The organism is Maridesulfovibrio sp., assembly GCF_963666665.1.
Lineage (GTDB): Bacteria > Desulfobacterota > Desulfovibrionia > Desulfovibrionales > Desulfovibrionaceae > Maridesulfovibrio.
In genome coordinates, this window is record NZ_OY762999.1 from 2,714,598 (window position 1) to 2,733,698 (window position 19,101).

The following is a 19,101-nucleotide window of genomic DNA, read 5'->3' on the forward strand; positions in this document are numbered from 1 at the left end:
GAACATCTTGCGATGTACGGAGTTTTTTTTGTTACTTGGAGAAATTCAATTCACATGATCCGGAGGGAAATACTTATCGAGGAGTTTCAACCACTCTCCTTCCATTTTCAACTCATCAAAAGCAGCCTGCCACTTCCTGACCACCTCGTCTGAAGTATCATGTGCAAAGGCTATATAACTTGAAGTAAAAAAGATTGGCGGCCCGACCCGTTTCAGCAGACTTAAATCCAACTCAGGATTACGTTCAAAAAAATAAGAAATAGCCTTGCGGCCCATGGGAACCAGATCAGCCCTTCCTCTAAGCAACTTCAGGAAATCGCACTTCTGGGATGCACTCACATCAAGGTTTGTGTACCCCATACTGACTAGATTATGATGAAAAACATCATCTCTTGTTACTGCTATATTGCCGACTTTTTTAGCATCCCCAAGCTCTTTTAGGTCAATTCCACTTTTTTTAGTCGTATAAAAATATACATCATCCCAAAAAATGGGGCCCACAAATTTAAACATTCCCGAACGCTCAGCAGTCATGCACATGGGAAACAGGGCATCCCCATCCCCAACCTGCAACATCTTATATCCACGAGCCCACGGATAAAAAGTAACGTCACTGGATTCACCATCCAGCTTCTCCTGAATCTTTTGGACCAGATCGATAAAGAGTCCTTGTGGCTTGCCTTCCTGCCTGTAACTGTATGGAGGATACTCCTCGGCCATCAACTTCAATTTAGAAGCATCGGCTTTGACAGAAACAAGAGACAAGATGAAAGCCAAAGCGATTATTCGAAAAGCAGTAATCATCTTGCTACCTAGCCACAAACACAAAACAAAAGCAATCAGAAGCAGAGGACAGGAGCAATACAATTATTCATAGCTGCAGTTCGTGAGTAAACACACACTTAAATGGAAACTATTGCTATTTCCCTACGATTGCTTCTACCATTACAGACAATTATTACACCATAACCGGAGTTCACATATGTCCGCCTTTGAAATTCCCTCCCATCATCTCCCGGCATTCACCTTCAACTCCCGTCGCTCTCCGGTATATGCCACCAAAGGAATGGTTGCTTCCAGCCAGCCACTTGCCACTGAAGCCGGGCTGGAAATACTTCGTAAAGGCGGCAACGCTGCCGATGCTGCAATTGCAGTCGCTGCCGCCCTTGCTGTTGCTGAGCCGTGCAGCACCGGTTTAGGAGGTGATGCGTTTGCCCTCTTCTATTCTGCTGCAGCAAAAAATGTGTTCGCCTTGAACGGATCCGGTAAATCTGCACAAGATATTTCCCTTGAAAAAGTAACCGCCATGGGTATTTCCGATGAATTGCCTATGCTCCACGCCATGACTGTTAATGTTCCCGGCGCGCTGGGACTCTGGGCTGATCTGGTGGAACAGCACGGAACTCTGGAACTTTCCGAGATCCTCGCCCCGGCAATTCGTTATGCCATGCAAGGCTTCCCAGTCAGCCCGGTAACGGCCCAACTTTGGAGCGAAGGTGCTGAAATCCTGCAGAGCACTCCCGGCGGCGACCAATTGCTATTAAAAGGCAAAGCTCCACGCTGCGGTGAAATCATGCTTAACCGCAATCTGGGAATGCTCCTTGCCCGTCTGGCGGATCATTCGCCGTCCGGAGCAAAACAACTTTTCTACACGGGTGATATTGCGGAAAAAATAGTCAAAATTGTCCGCGACAACGGAGGTTTCCTTTCTGAAGGAGATATGGCTTCGCACTCCAGCCTGTTTCAAGAATCCATCAGCGTAAATTACCGGGGATATGAAATCCACGAATGTCCGCCCAACGGTCAGGGATTAGCAGCCCTGCTGGCCTTAAACACACTTGCAGACATTGATGTCGCCGGGCTGGGTGCACCAGACTCTCCGGAACGCTTGCACCATCTCATTGAGGCTATGCGGCTGGCCTTTGCAGATGCACGTCTGCACGTTGCCGATCCCCATCACTATTCAACACCTCTAGAAGAACTGCTCTCCCCCTCTTACGGCGCAAAACGGGCAGCTCAAATATTCCCGGGCCGCGCTAAGCTGGACAACACCAGCGGAGTCCCGGTCAATTCATCTGACACTGTCTATTTCTGCGTAGTGGATAAGGATGGTAACGGCTGCTCTATGGTTAACTCCAACTACCTTGGATTCGGAACCGGAATCGTTCCCCAAGGACTCGGATTCTCCCTGCAAAACAGGGGACACAACTTCTCTCTCGATTCAGACCATCCCAACGTGCTCGCCGGAGGCAAACGCAGTTACCACACTATCATTCCCGGCATATGCCTGCGCGAAGATAAATCCCTGCACTCAACCTTCGGTGTCATGGGCGGATTCATGCAGCCGCAAGGCCATATGCAGGTAATCTCTGCCATGCTTGATGACGATGCGAATCCGCAGGAAGCCTTGAACAGGCTGCGTTTCTGCATTGAACCGGGAGAAGCCGGAGGTAAAGTCTGTATGGAAGAAGGTTTGCCCGCCGAGACAATAGAAAAACTATCCGCCATGGGTCATGAACTTGAAATACGCGGCGGATATAAACGGACTCTTTTTGGGCGAGGACAGATAATTGTGCGTGATCCGGACAAAGGCACACTTTGCGGAGGATGTGACCCCCGATCGGACGGACTCGCCTGCGGACTGTGTTAACAGCCCACAACATACGCAAAGCATACTATGCCACTCTACATTTGATCATATAATCAATTTACCCAATACATTACTCAACGAGCACAATAATATTGTTTCAAAAATCAAAAGCACTAAACCGTTGTAAAACGTAAAAATTATACATTCTGGATTTTTTATTAATTCTATACTATACCCCTTTCATAATCCATTGATCTACACTTTTCACATCCGCTAGCTTAACATCCAACATCGGAGGAAGAATGTTCAAGAAATTCTCGTGCCTCGTTTTAACGTGTATGCTCTGTATGACCTTTACGACCACACCTTCACAGGCAAGCGACAATAACCTGATCATTGCGACTGCCACCACAGGCGGAACATACTATCCTGTCGGTGTTGCCATTGGGACACTGGTCAGTATCAAGCTTGCAAAAGATGACAAGATTACGGCCACAGCAATCAACTCCGCAGGTTCCGGTGAGAACATACAGATGCTCAAGAACAAGGAAGCTGATCTAGCCATCCTGCAGGCTCTTTTCGGCCTTAATGCTTACAAAGGCGAAGGCCCTTACAAAGGCAAAGCATTCAAGGATTTCCGTTCCATCACCATGCTCTGGGAAAACGTTGAACATTTCCCCCTGCTCAATAAATACGTTAAAAAAGGCGACATTTCCGACCTCAAAGGTCTGGACAAAAAATTTTCCATCGGCAAACGCGGCAGTGGCACCGAAGGTTCCGGCCGCACCCTGCTCAAACTCATGGGTGTGGATGTAAATAAAGACCTCGTTCTTGAGTTCCTCGGTTATACTCCCTCCGCACAGGCCATGATGGACGGTCGCATTGCCGGTGCCAACATCCCCGCAGGACCTCCCGCAGCAGCAATTACCCAGCTTTACGCCCAGCTCAGCTCTGACGATGTAACCGTACTCGGATTTACTGACGAGCAACTGGCCGAAATCCAGAAAGCCTACCCCATCTGGAACCGCTATGTAATTCCCGCAGGGACTTACCCTTCCCAGAAGGAAGACATCAAAACCATCGCCCAGCCCAACTTTCTGGCCTGCCGCGCCGATCTTCCTGACGACGTGGTCTACAAGATCACCAAGACCATCTATGAGAACCTGCCTTTCCTGAACAACATCCACAAGGCAACCAAAGCCATGTCTCTCGAACGCGCCACCGCAGGCCTGCCTGCCCCCCTGCATCCCGGTGCTGAAAAATTCTACCGCGAAGTCGGTGTGATTAAGTAATTACGATTAAGGGCGGTGGATAAACCCACCGCCCCATACTCTCTTTCCAAGGATATCTTATGGCCGACACCAATCCCCCAAAGCCGGCAGTTAAGAAAGATTCTGGCGGTGAAACCATTGCTATCAAACGTGTGATAGAGGGCAAAACTGCCAAATTGCTTTATGCCACGGGCATCATATGTTCCCTGTTTCATCTCTGGGTAAACACCATCGGCATCATGCCGGAAATTCAGCGCAACGCTGTTCATTACTCTTTCATGCTCTTCATCGGGTTCCTGCAGTATCCGATGCTAAAAAAACACGCCCGTGAAACCCTGCCAATTGATTATTTTCTGGCAATCCTGTCCTTTGCAACAGGCCTTTATCTTGTTTTTTTTGAAGACGCCCTGCACATGCGCAATGAAGTGCCGATAATGGCCGACCTCATTGCCGCAGGTCTGGCGATTGTTCTTTTGATGGAAATAACCCGCAGGACCACAGGGTTGCTCATTCCATGTCTGGCGGTAGTATTTCTGGCCTACGGACTTGGCGGCGGACAGTATCTGGACGGGCTATGGCATTTTCCGGGCGTAACCATCCAGCGCATGCTGTACCGCATGTACTTTGCGCCGGACGGAATATTCGGAACCATCGCCACCATATCCAGTACCTTTGTATTTCTGTTCGTGCTTTTTGCCTCGTTCCTGATCAAATCCGGAGCAGGAGAATTCATCATCAAGCTGGCAATGGCCACCATGGGACGCACAATCGGCGGCCCTGCAAAAATGGCTGTTTTCGCTTCCGGCTTCATGGGCTCTGTTTCCGGCAGCGCTGTTGCAAATACCGTTGGCACTGGTTCCATCACCATCCCCATGATGAAAAAAACCGGATTCCCCAGCGTGTTTGCCGGAGGAGTTGAAGCCGCCGCCTCCACAGGCGGACAGCTCATGCCTCCCATCATGGGTGCGGGCGCGTTTATCATGAGCCAGTGGACTCAGATTCCATACCTGACTATTGTCGGCGTGGCCTTCATTCCGGCGATCATGTATTTTATCAGTGTGGCTTTCTTTGTCCATCTACGGGCCAAAAAGCTGGGCATCAAACCTATTCCTGAAGAAGACATCCCGCGTATCGGCGATGTTATGAAAGAAGGCTGGAACTTCTTCATACCTATCGGCGCGCTCATGGTTCTGCTCATGTACGGATTCACCCCGACCTTTGCTGCCTGCGGCGGTATTGCTGCCATTGTTGTTTCCAGCTGGCTTAACCCCAAGACCCGCATGTCCGTTCGAGACATCATGGATGCACTTGCTTCCGGCGGACAGAACATGGTCACTACAGGTGTTATCCTGCTCTGCTCCGGTATTGTGGTCGGCGTGGTGCTCATGGTCGGCATGGGCATTAAATTCTCCATGCTCATCACCATGATCGCCGGCAACAGCCTGCTCCTAACAATCATCATGGTTGCGGCTGCATCCCTCGTATTAGGTATGGGGCTGCCCGTAACCGCCTCCTATATCGTCCTGGCTGTCCTTGCTGCCCCGGCCATGCAAATGCTCGGCACAAGCCTTATAGCAGCCCATATGCTTATCTTCTGGTACTCTCAGGATGCCAACGTGACCCCGCCGGTCTGCCTTGCGGCTTACAGCGCCTCAGGCATCTCCGGCTCCAAGCCGCTGGAAACGGGATTTGAATCATGGAAAATCGCCAAGGGACTGTATATAATCCCCCTGCTGTTCTGTTACACCCCGATCCTTTTCGAGGGACCGCTCTGGCAGGTTGCCGAGACCGTCATTACCGCCACTGCAGGCCTATTCTGCTTTGCGGTATTCTTTGAAGGATTTTGCACCTATGCACTCAATATCATCCAGCGGGCCTTATATATGGGAGCCGCAACGCTGCTGCTCTGGCCTGACATGCGGCTGCATGCTGCAGGCGCGGTCTTATTGGCTGTGATGATACTGCGTGAGCGGTCAGTCTTCAGAAAGCAGGCTTTTGAAACCGCTTGATCCAAGCGCAAAACAACAACCTTATGGGAAAGTTTCAAGTCAGAAACTTTCCCTTTTTTTAACAGACATGTTAAATAGAATATAATCTTTTCCACCTAATTTTTTTCAAGGAGCTGAACTATGATCACCATCATGAAAGAAAGCAGCGGCCCCATGCTGGCGGTAACGGCCACAGGCAAAGTTACAGGCAATGATTATACTGAAGTCTGGATTCCCGCCCTGCAAAAAACAATTATGGAGCACGGCAAATGCAGGGCCCTGCTTTATATGGATGAAAATTTCAAGGGCTGGGACTTGAAGGCCATGTGGGAAGACACCAAATTCGGTTTTGCCCACCGCAATGACTTTGAAAGGCTGGCTGTTGTAGGCGGTCCCGCGTGGGTTGAATGGGGTACCAAAGTTGCCGGGGCAATGGTTAGCGGAGAAGTGAAAACCTATCCAGCAGGAGAACTGGAAGCAGCATTAAAATGGATGGCTGAATAAAAACACTATGCACAAAAAAGAAGTTAACGACAGCAACATCGGAATATTCAACAACCTGATGCAGAATTACGAAGCTGAATTCTCAGCTATTACCGGAAAACACCCGGATCGACAGGGACTGTACGAACTGGATGTAACTATCTCGGAAGAACATCCGGGGTATTTATTGTACGAAGGAGATAATCCGATTGGTTTTGCCGTATTGGGAAAACACTCTGAAATAAACGATGTTGCTGAATTTTACATTGTGCCCAGTTTCCGCAGGCGGGAATTCGGGAAAAAATTCGCCTTTGAGCTCTTTAACCTCTGCCCGGGACCATGGCAAGTCCGCCAGATAGAAGGAGCTGATAGAGCAAAGGTTTTCTGGAGGATGATCATAAACGAATACACCGGCGGACAATATAGTGAAGTAAAAGAAGACGATCCGTATTGGGGTCCGGTAACCAAACAGGAATTTCACAGCCGGACTGTTTAAGAAAATTCAAAGGTAACTTGGCAGTAAAAAAAATGACCCAAAAAAAAGCCCCAGCCATAAATAAATATGACCGGGGCTTTTTACACGACGAATCGTGCGAAAAATGAAACAGAAGCTTAGCTTACTGTTTTCTTAGCTACGGGCTTAACAACAGCGCCGGAGCGGATGCAGCGGGTACAAGCTTTAATGCTTTTTACTTCACCGCTGGGAAGCTGAGTGCGGACTTTCTGCAGGTTAGGCATGAAACGTCTCTTAGTCTTGTTGTGAGCATGAGAAACATTGTTGCCAGTCTGAGGACCTTTACCGCATATATCGCATACCTGGGACATGTTGAACCTCCTTGATGGTAGTCACTTTTTTAACTTGCCGGAAAGCACAGATTCCCGCAAGGGAAATTGCTCTTCCCGAACAAAAGAGGTATCATTTAAACGCTCGCTCTGGAAAATGCAAGCTCTTTTTCCTTGACAGAAGAAAAAAAACTCATATAGGAAACCCTTCCGCGAGGAAAAATATGTCTGAACTCTGGATTACATTAAACGACATCCCCGAAGAGGGACAAAATTTTGTTTTCGAGGACCAGAATTTCTGGTCTGCAGCTTGGAAACAGTACAAAGTAGACGTCAAACCCGGCGATGCGCTGGTGTCTGAGGTCTATGTCCTTCCTCAGGATAAAGGATGCCTTGTCAGAGGTGGAACCAAAGGTTCCGTGACAATAGCATGCGACAGATGCACGGCAGACTACAAGCACAATATTTCTACCGAATTCGAGGAATATGAGCAGGTCGCTGAAGATGGGGATGATGAAGAATCACCCGTCGTAAAGACCAAAGAAGGACTCAAAATCGATATCGGTGCCCTCCTCTGGGAGCATTTTGTAATTGCACTTCCGATTAAGCCCCTTTGCAAAGAAGAATGCAAGGGACTTTGCGCCAAGTGCGGAGCCGACCTTAATATGGGCGGCTGCGAATGCGAACGGGAAGAGGGCGATCCAAGGCTTGCGGTTTTCCGCAATCTTAAGATAAAGAACTAAATTCCGGTCCGCACGGATCGGTTTAAAAAAAACTCTTTAGGAGACTTAGTCATGGCACAGCCGAAAAAGAAAACTTCCAAATCCCGCAGAAACATGCGTCGTTCCCACGACCACGTAGCAACCCCCAACGTAGTATACTGCGAGTGCGGTGAACCCATCATCCCTCACAGAGCTTGCTCTTCTTGCGGTTCCTACAAAGGTCGTCAGGTAATCAATTCCGAAGATGCCTAGCATAATACCCCGCATTGCCGTAGACGCCATGGGTGGCGACTACGGTCTTTCGGTTATAGTTCCCGCCGCGGTAAATGCCGCTAAAACGGGACTTCCGATTACGCTGGTAGGTGATGAGCACATGATCCGGTCCGAGCTTGAAAAGCTTGATACCGGATCATGTGTTATTGATATTGTCCACGCTTCTCAGGTTGTCACAATGGAAGACAAACCTGCCGACGCAATGCGCAAGAAGAAGGACTCGTCAATTCAGGTCGCTTGCAGACTGGTCAAGGAGGGCAAGGCCGACGGTGTCGTCAGTGCCGGTAACTCCGGAGCTACAGTCGCCTGCGGCATGTTCACTATCGGCCGGATCAAGGGAGTCCTGCGTCCGGGTATGGCCGGAATTCTGCCCACTGAAAAGAAACCCATGGTCCTGCTTGATGTAGGAGCCAATGTGGATTCCAAACCGGAACACCTTTTCCAGTTCGGCCTCATGGCCGATGTTCTGGCCCGTGACGTGCTGGGTTACGAAAACCCGCGCATCGGTCTTTTGACCATCGGTGAAGAGGAAGGCAAAGGCAACACACTGGTAAAGACCACCTACGATATGCTCAAGAATTCATCCTTGAATTTCATGGGTAATATTGAAGGACGTGATATCTTTACCGGCGATGTAGATATTGCCGTTTGTGACGGTTTCGTGGGCAACGTGGCACTCAAGCTGGCTGAAGGGCTGGCCCACAGTTTCGGCAGCCTGCTGAAAGGCGAACTCAAGCGCGACATCGTTTCCAAGCTGGGAGCAATGCTCGCAATGAAAGCTTTTAAAAGATTCAGTAGACTGTTAGACAAGTCTGAGTACGGCGGAGCTCCGGTCCTCGGACTGAAAGGAATTGTCCTTGTCTGCCATGGTAAAGCCGATTCCCGGGCAGTGGAAAAAGCCATTGAAATGGCTGCTACCTTTGTCAAAAACGATGCTGTCGCCCACCTGAAAGAAGGGTTGGCCGCGCATAAGGAAATCACCGCACCTGAATTCTAGTGTAACGCCCTCAATCAATTTGACGGGCGCAACACCAGAGCGGACTTCCTGCGGTCCTGTTTCGGACAGTAGGCGCATCACCCGGAAAATCGATCCCTTTCCATCCTAAAACAGGAATGGCGTAATGAGTACTTTCTCACATATCAGGGGCCTTGGTTTCCATGTCCCTGAGCGGCTATACACTAACAGTGATCTTGAGAAATTCGTTGATACCAACGATGAATGGATAACCACCCGCACCGGAATCAAACAGCGCCATGTTGTTGAAGACGAAACATGTCTGGATCTGGCTTATGAGGCATCTGTAAAAGCCCTCAAAGCCGCAGGCATGGAAGCGGAAGAACTCACCCACATAATCATCGCCACCTTCACCGGCGATATGCCTGTTCCCACCACATCCTGCCTGCTCATGGAGCGGCTGGGTATCAAAAACAGGGCAGCCATGGACCTTTCTGCGGCCTGCTCCGGCTTTGTATACGCTGTTGAGGTGGCCCGGGCACTCATCAATCTCGATCCCTCTTCAAAAATTCTGGTTTGCGGTTCTGAAGTTCTCACCAGCCGGGTCAACTGGGAAGACCGTTCCACCTGCGTTCTCTTCGGAGACGGAGCAGGCGCGGTGATAATGACTGCCGGCACTGACGGAGAACCCGGAAGAGTAATCGACACATTAATCCGCGCCGATGGCGGTCCTGGCATGAACCTGACCATTAAAGGTGCAGGCTCCGCCTACCCCTACAAAAAAGGGGATACGGTAGGTGTTGAACACTTCGTAGAAATGCAGGGACGTGAAATTTACAAACACGCGGTCCGCTCCATGACCTCCATCTCCAATGAAATACTTGAGAGACAGGGATTGACCATTAAGGATGTTGACGTACTGCTCCCCCATCAGGCCAACATGCGCATCATTGAGGCCGTGGGCAAGAAGCTGGGTATTGAACGCGAAAAGGTTTTTGCAAATGTGGATAAATTCGGCAACACCTCTGCCGCATCAATCCCCATCGCACTTGCCGACGCAAAGGAATCCGGCTTTATCAAGGATGGGGATCTGGTCCTTCTGGCCACCTTTGGCGGCGGCCTGACCTGGGGATCTTCTTTGGTCCGATTCTAATGCGGTGTTTTCTAAAATTCTGCTGTTTTGCACTGAATTTTAACAACACCTCTGTATAAAAGGGAAAAACAACATTGTGCAAACGCACATGTATGTTTAAACAAATTAATTTAGATTAAATTTGCAGTCAAAGCCGCTTTAGGCTATGAGACGCAGGACTAGATTAATTCAACATAGAGGGAAGTAAATGAGTGAACTGCCAAGCACCGCCCTTGTAACGGGTGGTTCCAGAGGAATCGGAGAAGCCTGCGCCAAGAGGCTCGCCAAAGACGGCTTTGAAGTGATTATCACCTACGTAAGCCGCCCCGAAGGAGCCGAAAAAGTCTGCGCTGAAATTGAAGCTGCAGGCGGCAAGGCCCGCTCATTCAAGCTTGATTCTTCTGACCGTGAAGCTGTAACTACCTTTTTCAAGGAAGAGATCAAGGGCAAGGTAAAGCTGGATGTTCTGGTAAACAACGCCGGAATCACCCGTGACGGCCTTCTGGTCCGTATGAAGGATGAAGACTGGGACAAAGTTCTGGACATCAACCTGACCGGAGCCTTCACCTGCCTGCGCGAATCCGCAAAGATCATGATGAAGCAGCGTTACGGAAGGATCATCAACATTTCCTCTGTAGTTGGACAGGCCGGTAATGCCGGACAGGCCAACTACGTATCGGCCAAAGCCGGCCTCATCGGGCTGACCAAGGCCAGCGCCATTGAACTTGCTCCGCGCGGTGTCACTGTGAATGCCGTTACACCGGGATTCATTCAGACCGACATGACCGCAGAACTGCCTGAAAAAGTCATGGCGCAGATGATGGATAACATACCGCTGAAAAAACTCGGCACATCCGATGATATAGCAAACGCGGTTTCTTTCCTTGCCAAGGACGAATCCGGTTATATCACAGGCCAGACTCTCGCTGTTAACGGCGGGATGTACATGTAATCAAGAAACACTAAATAATGATTTGGAGGGGACTATGTCCGCAGCTGAAAAAGTAAAAGCAATTATCGTAGACCAGCTTGGCGTATCCGAAGACGAAATTAAACCCGAAGCTTCTTTTGTTGAAGACCTCGGTGCTGACTCTCTCGACCTGACCGAACTCATCATGGCTATGGAAGAAGAGTTCGACGTTGAGATCGAAGACGAAGAAGCTCAGAAGATCCTCAAAGTCAAGGATGCTATCGCATTCGTCGAAAGCAAGCAGTAGACTGATTGCTTACAAGGGTTTTTGAAAAGAGCGCCTTATTGCTCCTCACGGGCGTAAGGCGCTCCTTTTGTATTACCCTCCAAAAAAATTAACCCCAACATATTTTACAGGTTTAAATATATGAACAGGGTAGTAGTAACAGGCGTTTCCGCCATCACCCCTATTGGTAATAACATCGATACCAGCTGGGAAAACCTGCTCGCAGGCAAGTCCGGTATTGCTGAAATTACCGCCTTTGATGCAAGCGAATTTTCCGCCCGCATCGCAGGTGAAGTCAAAGGCTTTGACGCTAAAGATTTCATCCCCGTCAAACAGGCCAAGCGTATGGAAAGGTTCACACAGTTCGCTGTTGCTGCCAACCAGATGCTCATGGAGTCCACCGGACTCAAGCTTGAAGGGGAAGATCGCGAACGTGCCGGTGTTGTCATCGGTGTTGGTCTCGGTGGTCTCGACACCATTGAAAAACAGCACGAAAAGCTGACTAAATCCGGTCCCAAGAAAATCACCCCCTTCTTCATCCCGATCATCATCGGCAACATGGCAGCCGGACAGGTTTCCATCTTTGCCGAAGCGCAGGGTCCCAACCTTTGCATGTGTACTGCATGTGCATCCGGAACCCACGCCATCGGAGCAGCGTATACCGACATCATGCTCGGTCGTGCCGATGTAATGATCTGCGGTGGTGCGGAGTCCACCATCACCCCTCTGGGTTTTGCCGGATTCACCGCCATGAAGGCTCTCTCCACCCGCAACGATGATCCCGAAAGAGCTTCCCGTCCCTTTGATGCGGGACGTGACGGTTTTGTTATGGGTGAAGGCGCAGGTCTGCTTCTGCTGGAATCCCTTGAGCACGCACAGAAACGCGGTGCCGAGATTCTTGCTGAAGTTGTGGGCTTCGGTGCTTCTTCCGATGCCTACCACATGACCGCACCGCCGGAAGACGGCGCAGGCATGGCCCGGGCCATGAACGCAGCTATCCGTGAAGCTAAAATTGATCCTTCCGAGATTGATCACATCAACGCACACGGAACTTCCACCAAGCTTAACGACTTCTGCGAAACCAAGGCTATTCACAAAGTCTTCGGTGACCACGCAAAAAATATTGCTATCAGCGCAAACAAATCCCAGATCGGCCACCTTCTCGGTGGTGCAGGCGGTGTTGAGGCAGCTTTTGCTGTTAAGACCATCGCAACTGGAATCATTCCCGGCACTGCAAACCAGATTGAAGCTGACCCTGACTGCGATCTCGATTACGTTAAAGACGGTAAACGTGAACAGCAGGTCAACTATGCACTGAGCAACTCGTTCGGCTTCGGCGGAACCAACGGCTGCATGCTGTTTAAGAAGTTTGAAGAATAAGAACCAATTCTTTGTGTTGCGGGGTAGCTTGCTGTCCCGCAACACATATTAATAAAAGGAGCTTGTCATGGAAGAACTGATGATGAAAGACCCGGCAGTAGCGGCTGCCATTGGACAGGAAGTAACCCGCCAGATGACCAAGCTTGAACTCATCGCTTCGGAGAACTTTACCTCCACAGCGGTCCGTCAGGCCATGGGCAGTGTGATGACTCACAAGTACGCAGAAGGTTACCCCGGAAAACGTTACTACGGCGGTTGTGAGTTTGTTGACCTCGCAGAAGACCTCGCCCGTGACCGTGCAAAAGAAATTTTCGGCTGTGAATACGTAAACGTACAGCCCCACTCCGGTTCTCAGGCAAACATGGCTGTATACTTCGCAGCCCTCAAGCCCGGCGACACCGTACTCGGCATGGACCTTTCCCATGGTGGTCACCTGACCCACGGCTCCCCGGTCAACTTTTCCGGCAAGCTCTTCGACATCAAGTTCTATGGTGTTGATCCCGAAACCAAGACCATCAACTACGACAATGTCCTTGAGATTGCCAAAGAGTGCAAACCCAAGATGATCATTGCCGGTGCTTCCGCATACCCCCGTATCATCGACTTCGCCCGTTTCCGCCAGATTGCTGACGAAGTAGGCGCAGTTCTCATGGTAGACATGGCTCACATCGCCGGTCTCATTGCAGCAGGTGTACACCCCTCCTGCATTGAACACGCTCACTACACCACTACCACCACCCACAAGACCCTGCGCGGTCCCCGCGGTGGCATGATTCTCTCCTCCGAGGAAAACGGGAAAGCACTGAACTCCAACATTTTCCCCGGTATTCAGGGCGGCCCGCTCATGCACGTTATCGCTGCTAAAGCGGTTGCTTTCGGTGAAGCACTCAAGCCTTCCTATATTGAATACCAGAAACAGGTTGTTGCAAACGCACAGGCTCTGGCCAAGAACCTCATGGACGCAGGTTTCGACCTCGTATCCGGCGGTACTGACAACCACCTGATGATGCTGGACCTGACCAACAAGGACATTACCGGTAAAGACGCCGAACACGCCCTTGATGAAGCAGGTATCACCGTCAACAAGAACACTATCCCCTTCGAAACCCGTTCCCCGTTCGTTACCTCCGGCGTACGTATCGGTACCCCGGCACTGACCACCCGCGGAATGAAAGAAGAAGAAATGGTAAAAGTAGCAGGCTGGATCACCGCTGCCATCGACTCCATCGGCAACGACACCAAGCTGAATCAGATCAGCAAAGAAGTTGCTGAGTTCGCAAAAGAATACCCGCTCTTCGCATACTAGGATTATTACGGGAAGCAGACCTCTCCCGTAAATCTTGTCAGCCCAGTGGCGAAGCCCAATTAAAAGTTTTTGGGATTCTTAAACCCTTTTTCCAAAAAGGGTTTAAGCCGCCGGAGGCAAAATGCGATCACTAAAAGCGCGAAGCGCAACATAATACCAATAAAAACGGGCCCGAATATTCGGGTCCGTTTTCTCAGCTTCAAAGAAGGAGCATAAAATGGACAACAGAATGCCTTGGCCGGACTATTTCATGCGCATCGCGCACCTTGTTGCAGAACGTTCCACCTGCACCCGCCGCAAGGTCGGCGCTGTAGCTGTGCTCGATAAACGCATCCTTGCCAGCGGCTACAACGGACCGCCCTCCGGGACTGCACACTGCGCCGATGTCGGCTGCATCCGTGCCAAGCTGGGTGTTCCCTCTGGCGAACGCCATGAACTGTGCCGAGGCCTGCACGCCGAACAAAACGTCATAATTCAGGGCGCAACCCACGGCGTATCCCTGAAAGGCGCAGAAATTTACTGCACCACCCAGCCGTGCCTGATCTGCACCAAAATGCTGATCAACACTGGAGTAAGCGCAATCTACTATTCCGAAAGCTACCCGGACGAACTTTCCGAACAGATGCTCAAAGAAGCCGGAGTTAAATTTGCTCTTCTTGAACTCGAATCTTAGTCCGGACGAGAGGTTCATGGCCCGCGCAGTGGAGCTTGCCATGCGCGGCCGTAACCGCACTGCACCGAACCCCACAGTCGGAGCGGTAATGGTTCGTGACGGTCAAATTGTAGCTGAAGGCTACCACCAGTTCTGCGGCGGACTGCATGCCGAGCGGGAATGTATTGCCGATGCCTGGGCCAAGGGTGTGGATATGACCAAGTGCACTATGTACGTGACCTTGGAACCCTGCAACCATCACGGCAAGACCCCGCCCTGCACCGAAGGTATCCTTGAAGCATCCATCCCGCACATTGTGGTCGGTACCCGCGACCCCAACCCCAAGGCTGCCGGTGGAATCGAATATCTTGAATCCAAGGGCGTGCGAGTTGATCAGGGGGTACTTGAAGAACAGTGCAAAGACCTGATTTCAGATTTTCTGTGCTGGCAGTTTAAGAACCGGGCTTACTCAATCCTCAAGCTGGCCTGCACTATTGACGGCAAGATTTCCGGAGCCACGGGAGCGCAGGAAGCAGTCTCCTGCCCTGAATCTTTTCAGGATGTGCAACGTTTGCGCTCCATGGTCGGAGCAGTCATCGTTGGCGGAAACACCCTGCGTGAAGACAACCCCAGCCTTAATTGCCGGCTCGATCACCTTCCTGAAGGGTTCAGCCAGCCCAAGGCCGTGGTTGTAACCAATAATCTGCCGCAAAACCACGATAAGTATACCCTGACCACTACCCGTGCTGCTGACACAATTTTCTGGACCAATGAAGAACAGGCAGCTACGAAGACCGCTTCGGAACTAAAAAATAAAGGAATTGAGGTTTTGCCTCTTCCCAGTAACGAAAAAGGTCTTATACTTGAGAAAGGTTTCACAATGTTGCGCGAAAATCACAATGTTTTGCGCACTCTCTGCGAAGGCGGCGGCAGGCTTGCCTGCTCTCTGGCAGAACAGGGTCTTGTTGATGAATTCGTTATGTATCAGGCACCGCGAATTCTGGGAAACGTAGATGGCAGGCCTAATTTTGCAGGATCTGAGAGAGAGCTCATCAGTGGAGCCATGGACCTGCGCATCAGCCGCGTGGAACAAAGCGGCCGTGATTTAAAAATAGTTTTCAAACCCGAAGGACAATAGCCGATGTTCACCGGACTGATTCAGGGAAAAGGACGCATTGAAAATGCAGAGAACCGGGGTAGCGAAACCCGATTCAAAGTTAGTGCTTCGAATATCAAGGATTACGAAAAAGGCGAATCTATCGCTATCAACGGAGTCTGCCTAACAGTTGAAACATACAGCGACAGCTGGTTCACCTGTTATGCCAGTAAGGAATCCATGTCGGTGACCAACCTCGGCAACCTCAAGCGCGGTTCCATGGTCAACTATGAACGCGCACTGGCCATGGGTGATCGTCTTGGCGGACACATTGTTTCAGGGCATGTTGATTGTCTCGGCTCAGTGGAATCAGTTCGTCCCGAAGGTGAATCCAAAATTTACCGCATCAAATTTCCCATTGAACACGGTAGATATGTAGTACCCAAAGGATCTGTCGCCCTTGATGGAATCAGCCTGACAGTCAACGATTGCGGGCCGGATTATCTTGAAGTGAACATCATTCCCGAAACTCAGCAAGAGACCACCATCTCTCTCTGGACACCGGGATATGCGGTAAACATTGAAACAGACGTTATCGGTAAGTACGTGGAACGCATGGTTGCTCCATGGACCGGAAAAAAGTCTGAAGACAAACCGCAGAGCAAGCTTACAATGGATTTTCTGCGCGAAAACGGATTTTAAACAATCAAGACGCTGAAATAATTAGACAAAAAAACATATTTCACCCTTTCTGTTTTTTGATGTATGAAGACAGACCTGTTTGCTTAAACAAGCAGTGATTTTTTAAATGAACTCCGCTCGCCGGAGAATGAGGATAACGAATATGCCTTTCTGCACTATTGAAGAAGCAATTGAGGACCTCCGCGAAGGTAAAATGGTCATCATGGTTGATGATGAAGACCGTGAAAACGAAGGTGATCTTGTCTGCGCCGCAGAGAAAGTGACTCCTGAAATCATCAACTTCATGGCTACTCACGGCAGAGGGCTTATCTGCCTCGCCATGTCCGGCGAAATGATCGACCAGCTGCAGCTGCCGCTTATGGCCCAGTCCAACGGCTCCCAGTTCGGTACCAACTTCACTGTTTCCATTGAAGCGCGTGAAGGTGTAACCACCGGTATTTCCGCTGCAGACCGCGCCACCACCATTCTGACTGCTGTTAAAGACGGCGTACAGGCTGAAGATATCGTCACCCCCGGCCACATTTTTCCGCTCCGCGCCAAAGACGGCGGAGTTCTGGTCCGTGCCGGACAGACTGAAGGCAGCGTTGACCTCGCCCGCCTTGCCGGTCTGAAACCCGCAGGCGTAATCTGCGAAATCATGAAGGATGACGGCACAATGGCCCGCCTTCCCGATCTCAAGAAATACGCAAAGCAGCACGATCTCAAGATCTGCTCCACCGAAGCCCTTATCAAATACCGCATGAAGTTCGGCAGCCACACCGTTACCCGTGAGGCTGACGCTGAGCTGCCCACACGTTGGGGTGATTTCAAGGCTTCCGCTTTCCATTCCAGCGAAGACAACCGCACCCACATTGCCCTGACCATGGGTGATGTTAAGCCCGGCGAACCCGTTCTGGTCCGCGTTCATTCCGAATGCCTGACCGGTGATGTTTTCGGTTCCCAGCGTTGCGACTGCGGCGACCAGCTTGCTTCAGCCATGTGCATGATCCGCAACGAAGGCAAGGGTGTACTGCTTTACATGCGTCAGGAAGGCCGCGGTATCGGCCTCGGCAACAAGATCAAGGCTTACCACCTGCAGGATCTCGGCTGCGACACTGTTGAAGCCAACGAAAGACTGGGCTTCGCGCCCGACTTGCGCGAATACGGAACCGGAGCGCAGATTCTGGTCCAGCTCGGAATTACCAAAATGAAACTCATGACCAACAACCCCAAAAAGATTGTCGGTCTTGAAGGTTACGGTCTCGAAGTTACCGAACGTGTTCCCATTGAAATGGACGCTTGCGAAATGAACTTTGACTACCTGAAAACCAAGAAAGATAAGATGGGCCACATGCTGGATCATCTTGAAGATAAAAAATAAAAGGGAGAAGCACCATGTATCATATTAAAACCGTTGAAGGTCAGCTTGACTCCAAAGGTCTGAAAATCGCATTCGTAGCCGGTCGTTTCAACGACATCATCGTTGACAGACTGGTCGGCGGCGCTGTTGACTACCTTGCTCGCCACGGCTGCGAAAAGGAAAACATGACTCTGGTCAAGGTTCCCGGTGCATTTGAAATCCCCGTGGTAACCAAGAAACTCGCTGAATCCGGCAAATATGACGGTATCGTAGTTCTCGGTGCTGTTATCCGCGGCGCTACTCCCCACTTCGACTATGTCTGCAACGAGTGCGCAAAAGGCGTTGCTCAGGTAAGCTTGGACAACGACCTGCCCATCGGTTTCGGTCTGCTGACATGCGACACCATTGATCAGGCAGTTGAACGTGCCGGCTCCAAAGCAGGCAACAAGGGCGTTGAAGCAGCTTCCGCAATGCTGGAAACTGTTCGCGTTCTGCAGCAGATTTAACTAGAGCTTGTAATTTCCGGTCTGTTTCTACGGAAACAGGCTTGATTACTGAACATAATTTGAAGGCATACGGTCTCCGTCCCGCTGTTCGGAGACCGTATGCCTGTTGTGTTGTTTAAATAACAATTTAATTGTATCTTGCGTTGCACACCACTTACGACCCGCAACCGCAGGATAGTGATGCAGATGTCCCAGACTAAAGGTTTACGCAGAAAAGGCCGCGTACTTGCTTTCCAGGTATTGTACGGCTTAAGTTTTGTCCCTCCCCACGGCGGATGGACTACTGAACGTATTTACAACCAGAGCCCCGCAGTAATCAGGGAAACCGAAGAAGACCTGATCCTCTACGCCCGTGAATTACTGATCGGAATCTGGAATGCGCAGGAAGAACTTGACGAAGTTATCGGTCGCTACTCCAAACATTGGAAGATCGAAAGAATCGCAAAAGTCGAACTGGCGATCCTACGACTCGCTGTATACGAACTGGTTCACAAGCCCGATATTCCCCTCAAAGTGGGTATCAACGAGGGCATTGAACTGGCCAAGAAGTTCGGCGACGGCAACTCCCGTAACTTCATCAACGGTATTCTCGACGCAGTAGCCCGTGACATCGACACCGGCAAATTCAAGGTTGAGAAAAATTTCTAATTGCCTTCGGCGACCCCTGCCGGGGAGGCCTTAAACCCTTTTTGTAAAAAGGGTTTAAGAATCCCAAAAACTTTTATCA

At 50.4% G+C, this 19,101-nt stretch carries 21 protein-coding genes; 19 read left to right on the plus strand and 2 right to left on the minus strand.

Annotation, left to right across the window (positions count from 1 at the left end):
* Positions 1–45: 45 nt before the first annotated feature.
* Positions 46–804, minus strand: a complete 759-nt coding sequence (locus ACKU40_RS12435; protein WP_320173112.1) for a transporter substrate-binding domain-containing protein — start codon at positions 802–804, stop codon at positions 46–48.
* 178 nt (positions 805–982) lie between these two features.
* On the opposite strand from ACKU40_RS12435, the gene ACKU40_RS12440 reads away from it, so the two are divergent.
* The 5 genes from ACKU40_RS12440 (at position 983) to ACKU40_RS12460 (ending at position 6,828) form a co-directional block, all read left to right on the plus strand.
* Positions 983–2,650, plus strand: a complete 1,668-nt coding sequence (locus ACKU40_RS12440) for a gamma-glutamyltransferase family protein (RefSeq protein ID WP_320173113.1) — start codon at positions 983–985, stop codon at positions 2,648–2,650.
* Positions 2,651–2,892: 242 nt separating this feature from the next.
* Positions 2,893–3,882 (plus strand): TAXI family TRAP transporter solute-binding subunit, encoded by a 990-nt coding sequence (locus tag ACKU40_RS12445; RefSeq protein WP_320173114.1) that lies wholly within the window; start codon positions 2,893–2,895, stop codon positions 3,880–3,882.
* Between the two features lie 59 nt (positions 3,883–3,941).
* Positions 3,942–5,870 carry a TRAP transporter permease gene (locus tag ACKU40_RS12450; RefSeq protein WP_320173115.1) on the plus strand — a complete coding sequence of 643 codons (1,929 nt, stop codon included), beginning with the start codon at positions 3,942–3,944 and terminating at the stop codon, positions 5,868–5,870.
* Between the two features lie 120 nt (positions 5,871–5,990).
* Entirely contained in the window at positions 5,991–6,353 is a 363-nt protein-coding gene (locus ACKU40_RS12455; protein WP_320173116.1) for an STAS/SEC14 domain-containing protein, read from the plus strand.
* Positions 6,354–6,360: 7 nt separating this feature from the next.
* The gene (locus tag ACKU40_RS12460; RefSeq protein WP_320173117.1) at positions 6,361–6,828 is read left to right on the plus strand and encodes a hypothetical protein; all 468 of its coding nucleotides are present in this window, start codon (positions 6,361–6,363) and stop codon (positions 6,826–6,828) included.
* A gap of 116 nt (positions 6,829–6,944) precedes the next feature.
* Here ACKU40_RS12460 and rpmB read toward each other — a convergent pair whose 3' ends face one another.
* Positions 6,945–7,157, minus strand: a complete 213-nt coding sequence (gene rpmB / locus ACKU40_RS12465) for a 50S ribosomal protein L28 (RefSeq protein ID WP_320173118.1) — start codon at positions 7,155–7,157, stop codon at positions 6,945–6,947.
* A gap of 182 nt (positions 7,158–7,339) precedes the next feature.
* Here rpmB and ACKU40_RS12470 point away from each other — a divergent pair, with 182 nt between their 5' ends.
* The 14 genes from ACKU40_RS12470 to nusB all read left to right on the plus strand — a co-directional run bounded on the left by ACKU40_RS12470 (position 7,340) and on the right by nusB (position 19,022).
* Complete coding sequence (locus ACKU40_RS12470; protein WP_320173119.1) at positions 7,340–7,858, plus strand: DUF177 domain-containing protein; 519 nt, start codon at positions 7,340–7,342, stop codon at positions 7,856–7,858.
* 51 nt (positions 7,859–7,909) lie between these two features.
* Positions 7,910–8,089: a 50S ribosomal protein L32 gene (gene rpmF / locus ACKU40_RS12475; protein ID WP_015850548.1), complete on the plus strand. Its 180-nt coding sequence runs from the start codon at positions 7,910–7,912 to the stop codon at positions 8,087–8,089.
* The gene (gene plsX, locus ACKU40_RS12480) at positions 8,082–9,107 is read left to right on the plus strand and encodes a phosphate acyltransferase PlsX (RefSeq protein ID WP_320173120.1); all 1,026 of its coding nucleotides are present in this window, start codon (positions 8,082–8,084) and stop codon (positions 9,105–9,107) included. The genes rpmF and plsX overlap by 8 nt, the downstream gene beginning before the upstream one ends.
* A 124-nt stretch (positions 9,108–9,231) precedes the next feature.
* Positions 9,232–10,218 (plus strand): beta-ketoacyl-ACP synthase III, encoded by a 987-nt coding sequence (locus ACKU40_RS12485; RefSeq protein ID WP_320173121.1) that lies wholly within the window; start codon positions 9,232–9,234, stop codon positions 10,216–10,218.
* Positions 10,219–10,405: 187 nt separating this feature from the next.
* Entirely contained in the window at positions 10,406–11,149 is a 744-nt protein-coding gene (gene fabG, locus ACKU40_RS12490) for a 3-oxoacyl-[acyl-carrier-protein] reductase (protein ID WP_320173122.1), read from the plus strand.
* A 34-nt stretch (positions 11,150–11,183) separates the two neighbouring features.
* Positions 11,184–11,414, plus strand: a complete 231-nt coding sequence (gene acpP, locus ACKU40_RS12495; protein WP_015850544.1) for an acyl carrier protein — start codon at positions 11,184–11,186, stop codon at positions 11,412–11,414.
* Positions 11,415–11,534: 120 nt separating this feature from the next.
* Positions 11,535–12,773 (plus strand): beta-ketoacyl-ACP synthase II, encoded by a 1,239-nt coding sequence (fabF, locus tag ACKU40_RS12500; protein WP_320173123.1) that lies wholly within the window; start codon positions 11,535–11,537, stop codon positions 12,771–12,773.
* A gap of 67 nt (positions 12,774–12,840) precedes the next feature.
* Complete coding sequence (glyA, locus tag ACKU40_RS12505) at positions 12,841–14,079, plus strand: serine hydroxymethyltransferase (protein ID WP_320173124.1); 1,239 nt, start codon at positions 12,841–12,843, stop codon at positions 14,077–14,079.
* Between the two features lie 217 nt (positions 14,080–14,296).
* On the plus strand, positions 14,297–14,752 hold the full coding sequence (locus ACKU40_RS12510) for a cytidine/deoxycytidylate deaminase family protein (protein ID WP_320173125.1): 456 nt from the start codon (positions 14,297–14,299) through the stop codon (positions 14,750–14,752).
* Positions 14,736–15,869 carry a bifunctional diaminohydroxyphosphoribosylaminopyrimidine deaminase/5-amino-6-(5-phosphoribosylamino)uracil reductase RibD gene (gene ribD / locus ACKU40_RS12515; protein WP_320176384.1) on the plus strand — a complete coding sequence of 378 codons (1,134 nt, stop codon included), beginning with the start codon at positions 14,736–14,738 and terminating at the stop codon, positions 15,867–15,869. The genes ACKU40_RS12510 and ribD overlap by 17 nt, the downstream gene beginning before the upstream one ends.
* Before the next feature lie 3 nt (positions 15,870–15,872).
* Positions 15,873–16,529: a riboflavin synthase gene (locus ACKU40_RS12520; protein ID WP_320173126.1), complete on the plus strand. Its 657-nt coding sequence runs from the start codon at positions 15,873–15,875 to the stop codon at positions 16,527–16,529.
* Between the two features lie 142 nt (positions 16,530–16,671).
* A complete protein-coding gene (locus ACKU40_RS12525; protein WP_320173127.1) occupies positions 16,672–17,889 on the plus strand; it encodes a bifunctional 3,4-dihydroxy-2-butanone-4-phosphate synthase/GTP cyclohydrolase II in 1,218 nt (405 codons plus the stop codon).
* Between the two features lie 14 nt (positions 17,890–17,903).
* On the plus strand, positions 17,904–18,374 hold the full coding sequence (gene ribE, locus ACKU40_RS12530; RefSeq protein ID WP_320173128.1) for a 6,7-dimethyl-8-ribityllumazine synthase: 471 nt from the start codon (positions 17,904–17,906) through the stop codon (positions 18,372–18,374).
* 180 nt (positions 18,375–18,554) lie between these two features.
* Entirely contained in the window at positions 18,555–19,022 is a 468-nt protein-coding gene (gene nusB / locus ACKU40_RS12535; protein ID WP_320173129.1) for a transcription antitermination factor NusB, read from the plus strand.
* Positions 19,023–19,101 lie beyond the last annotated feature (79 nt).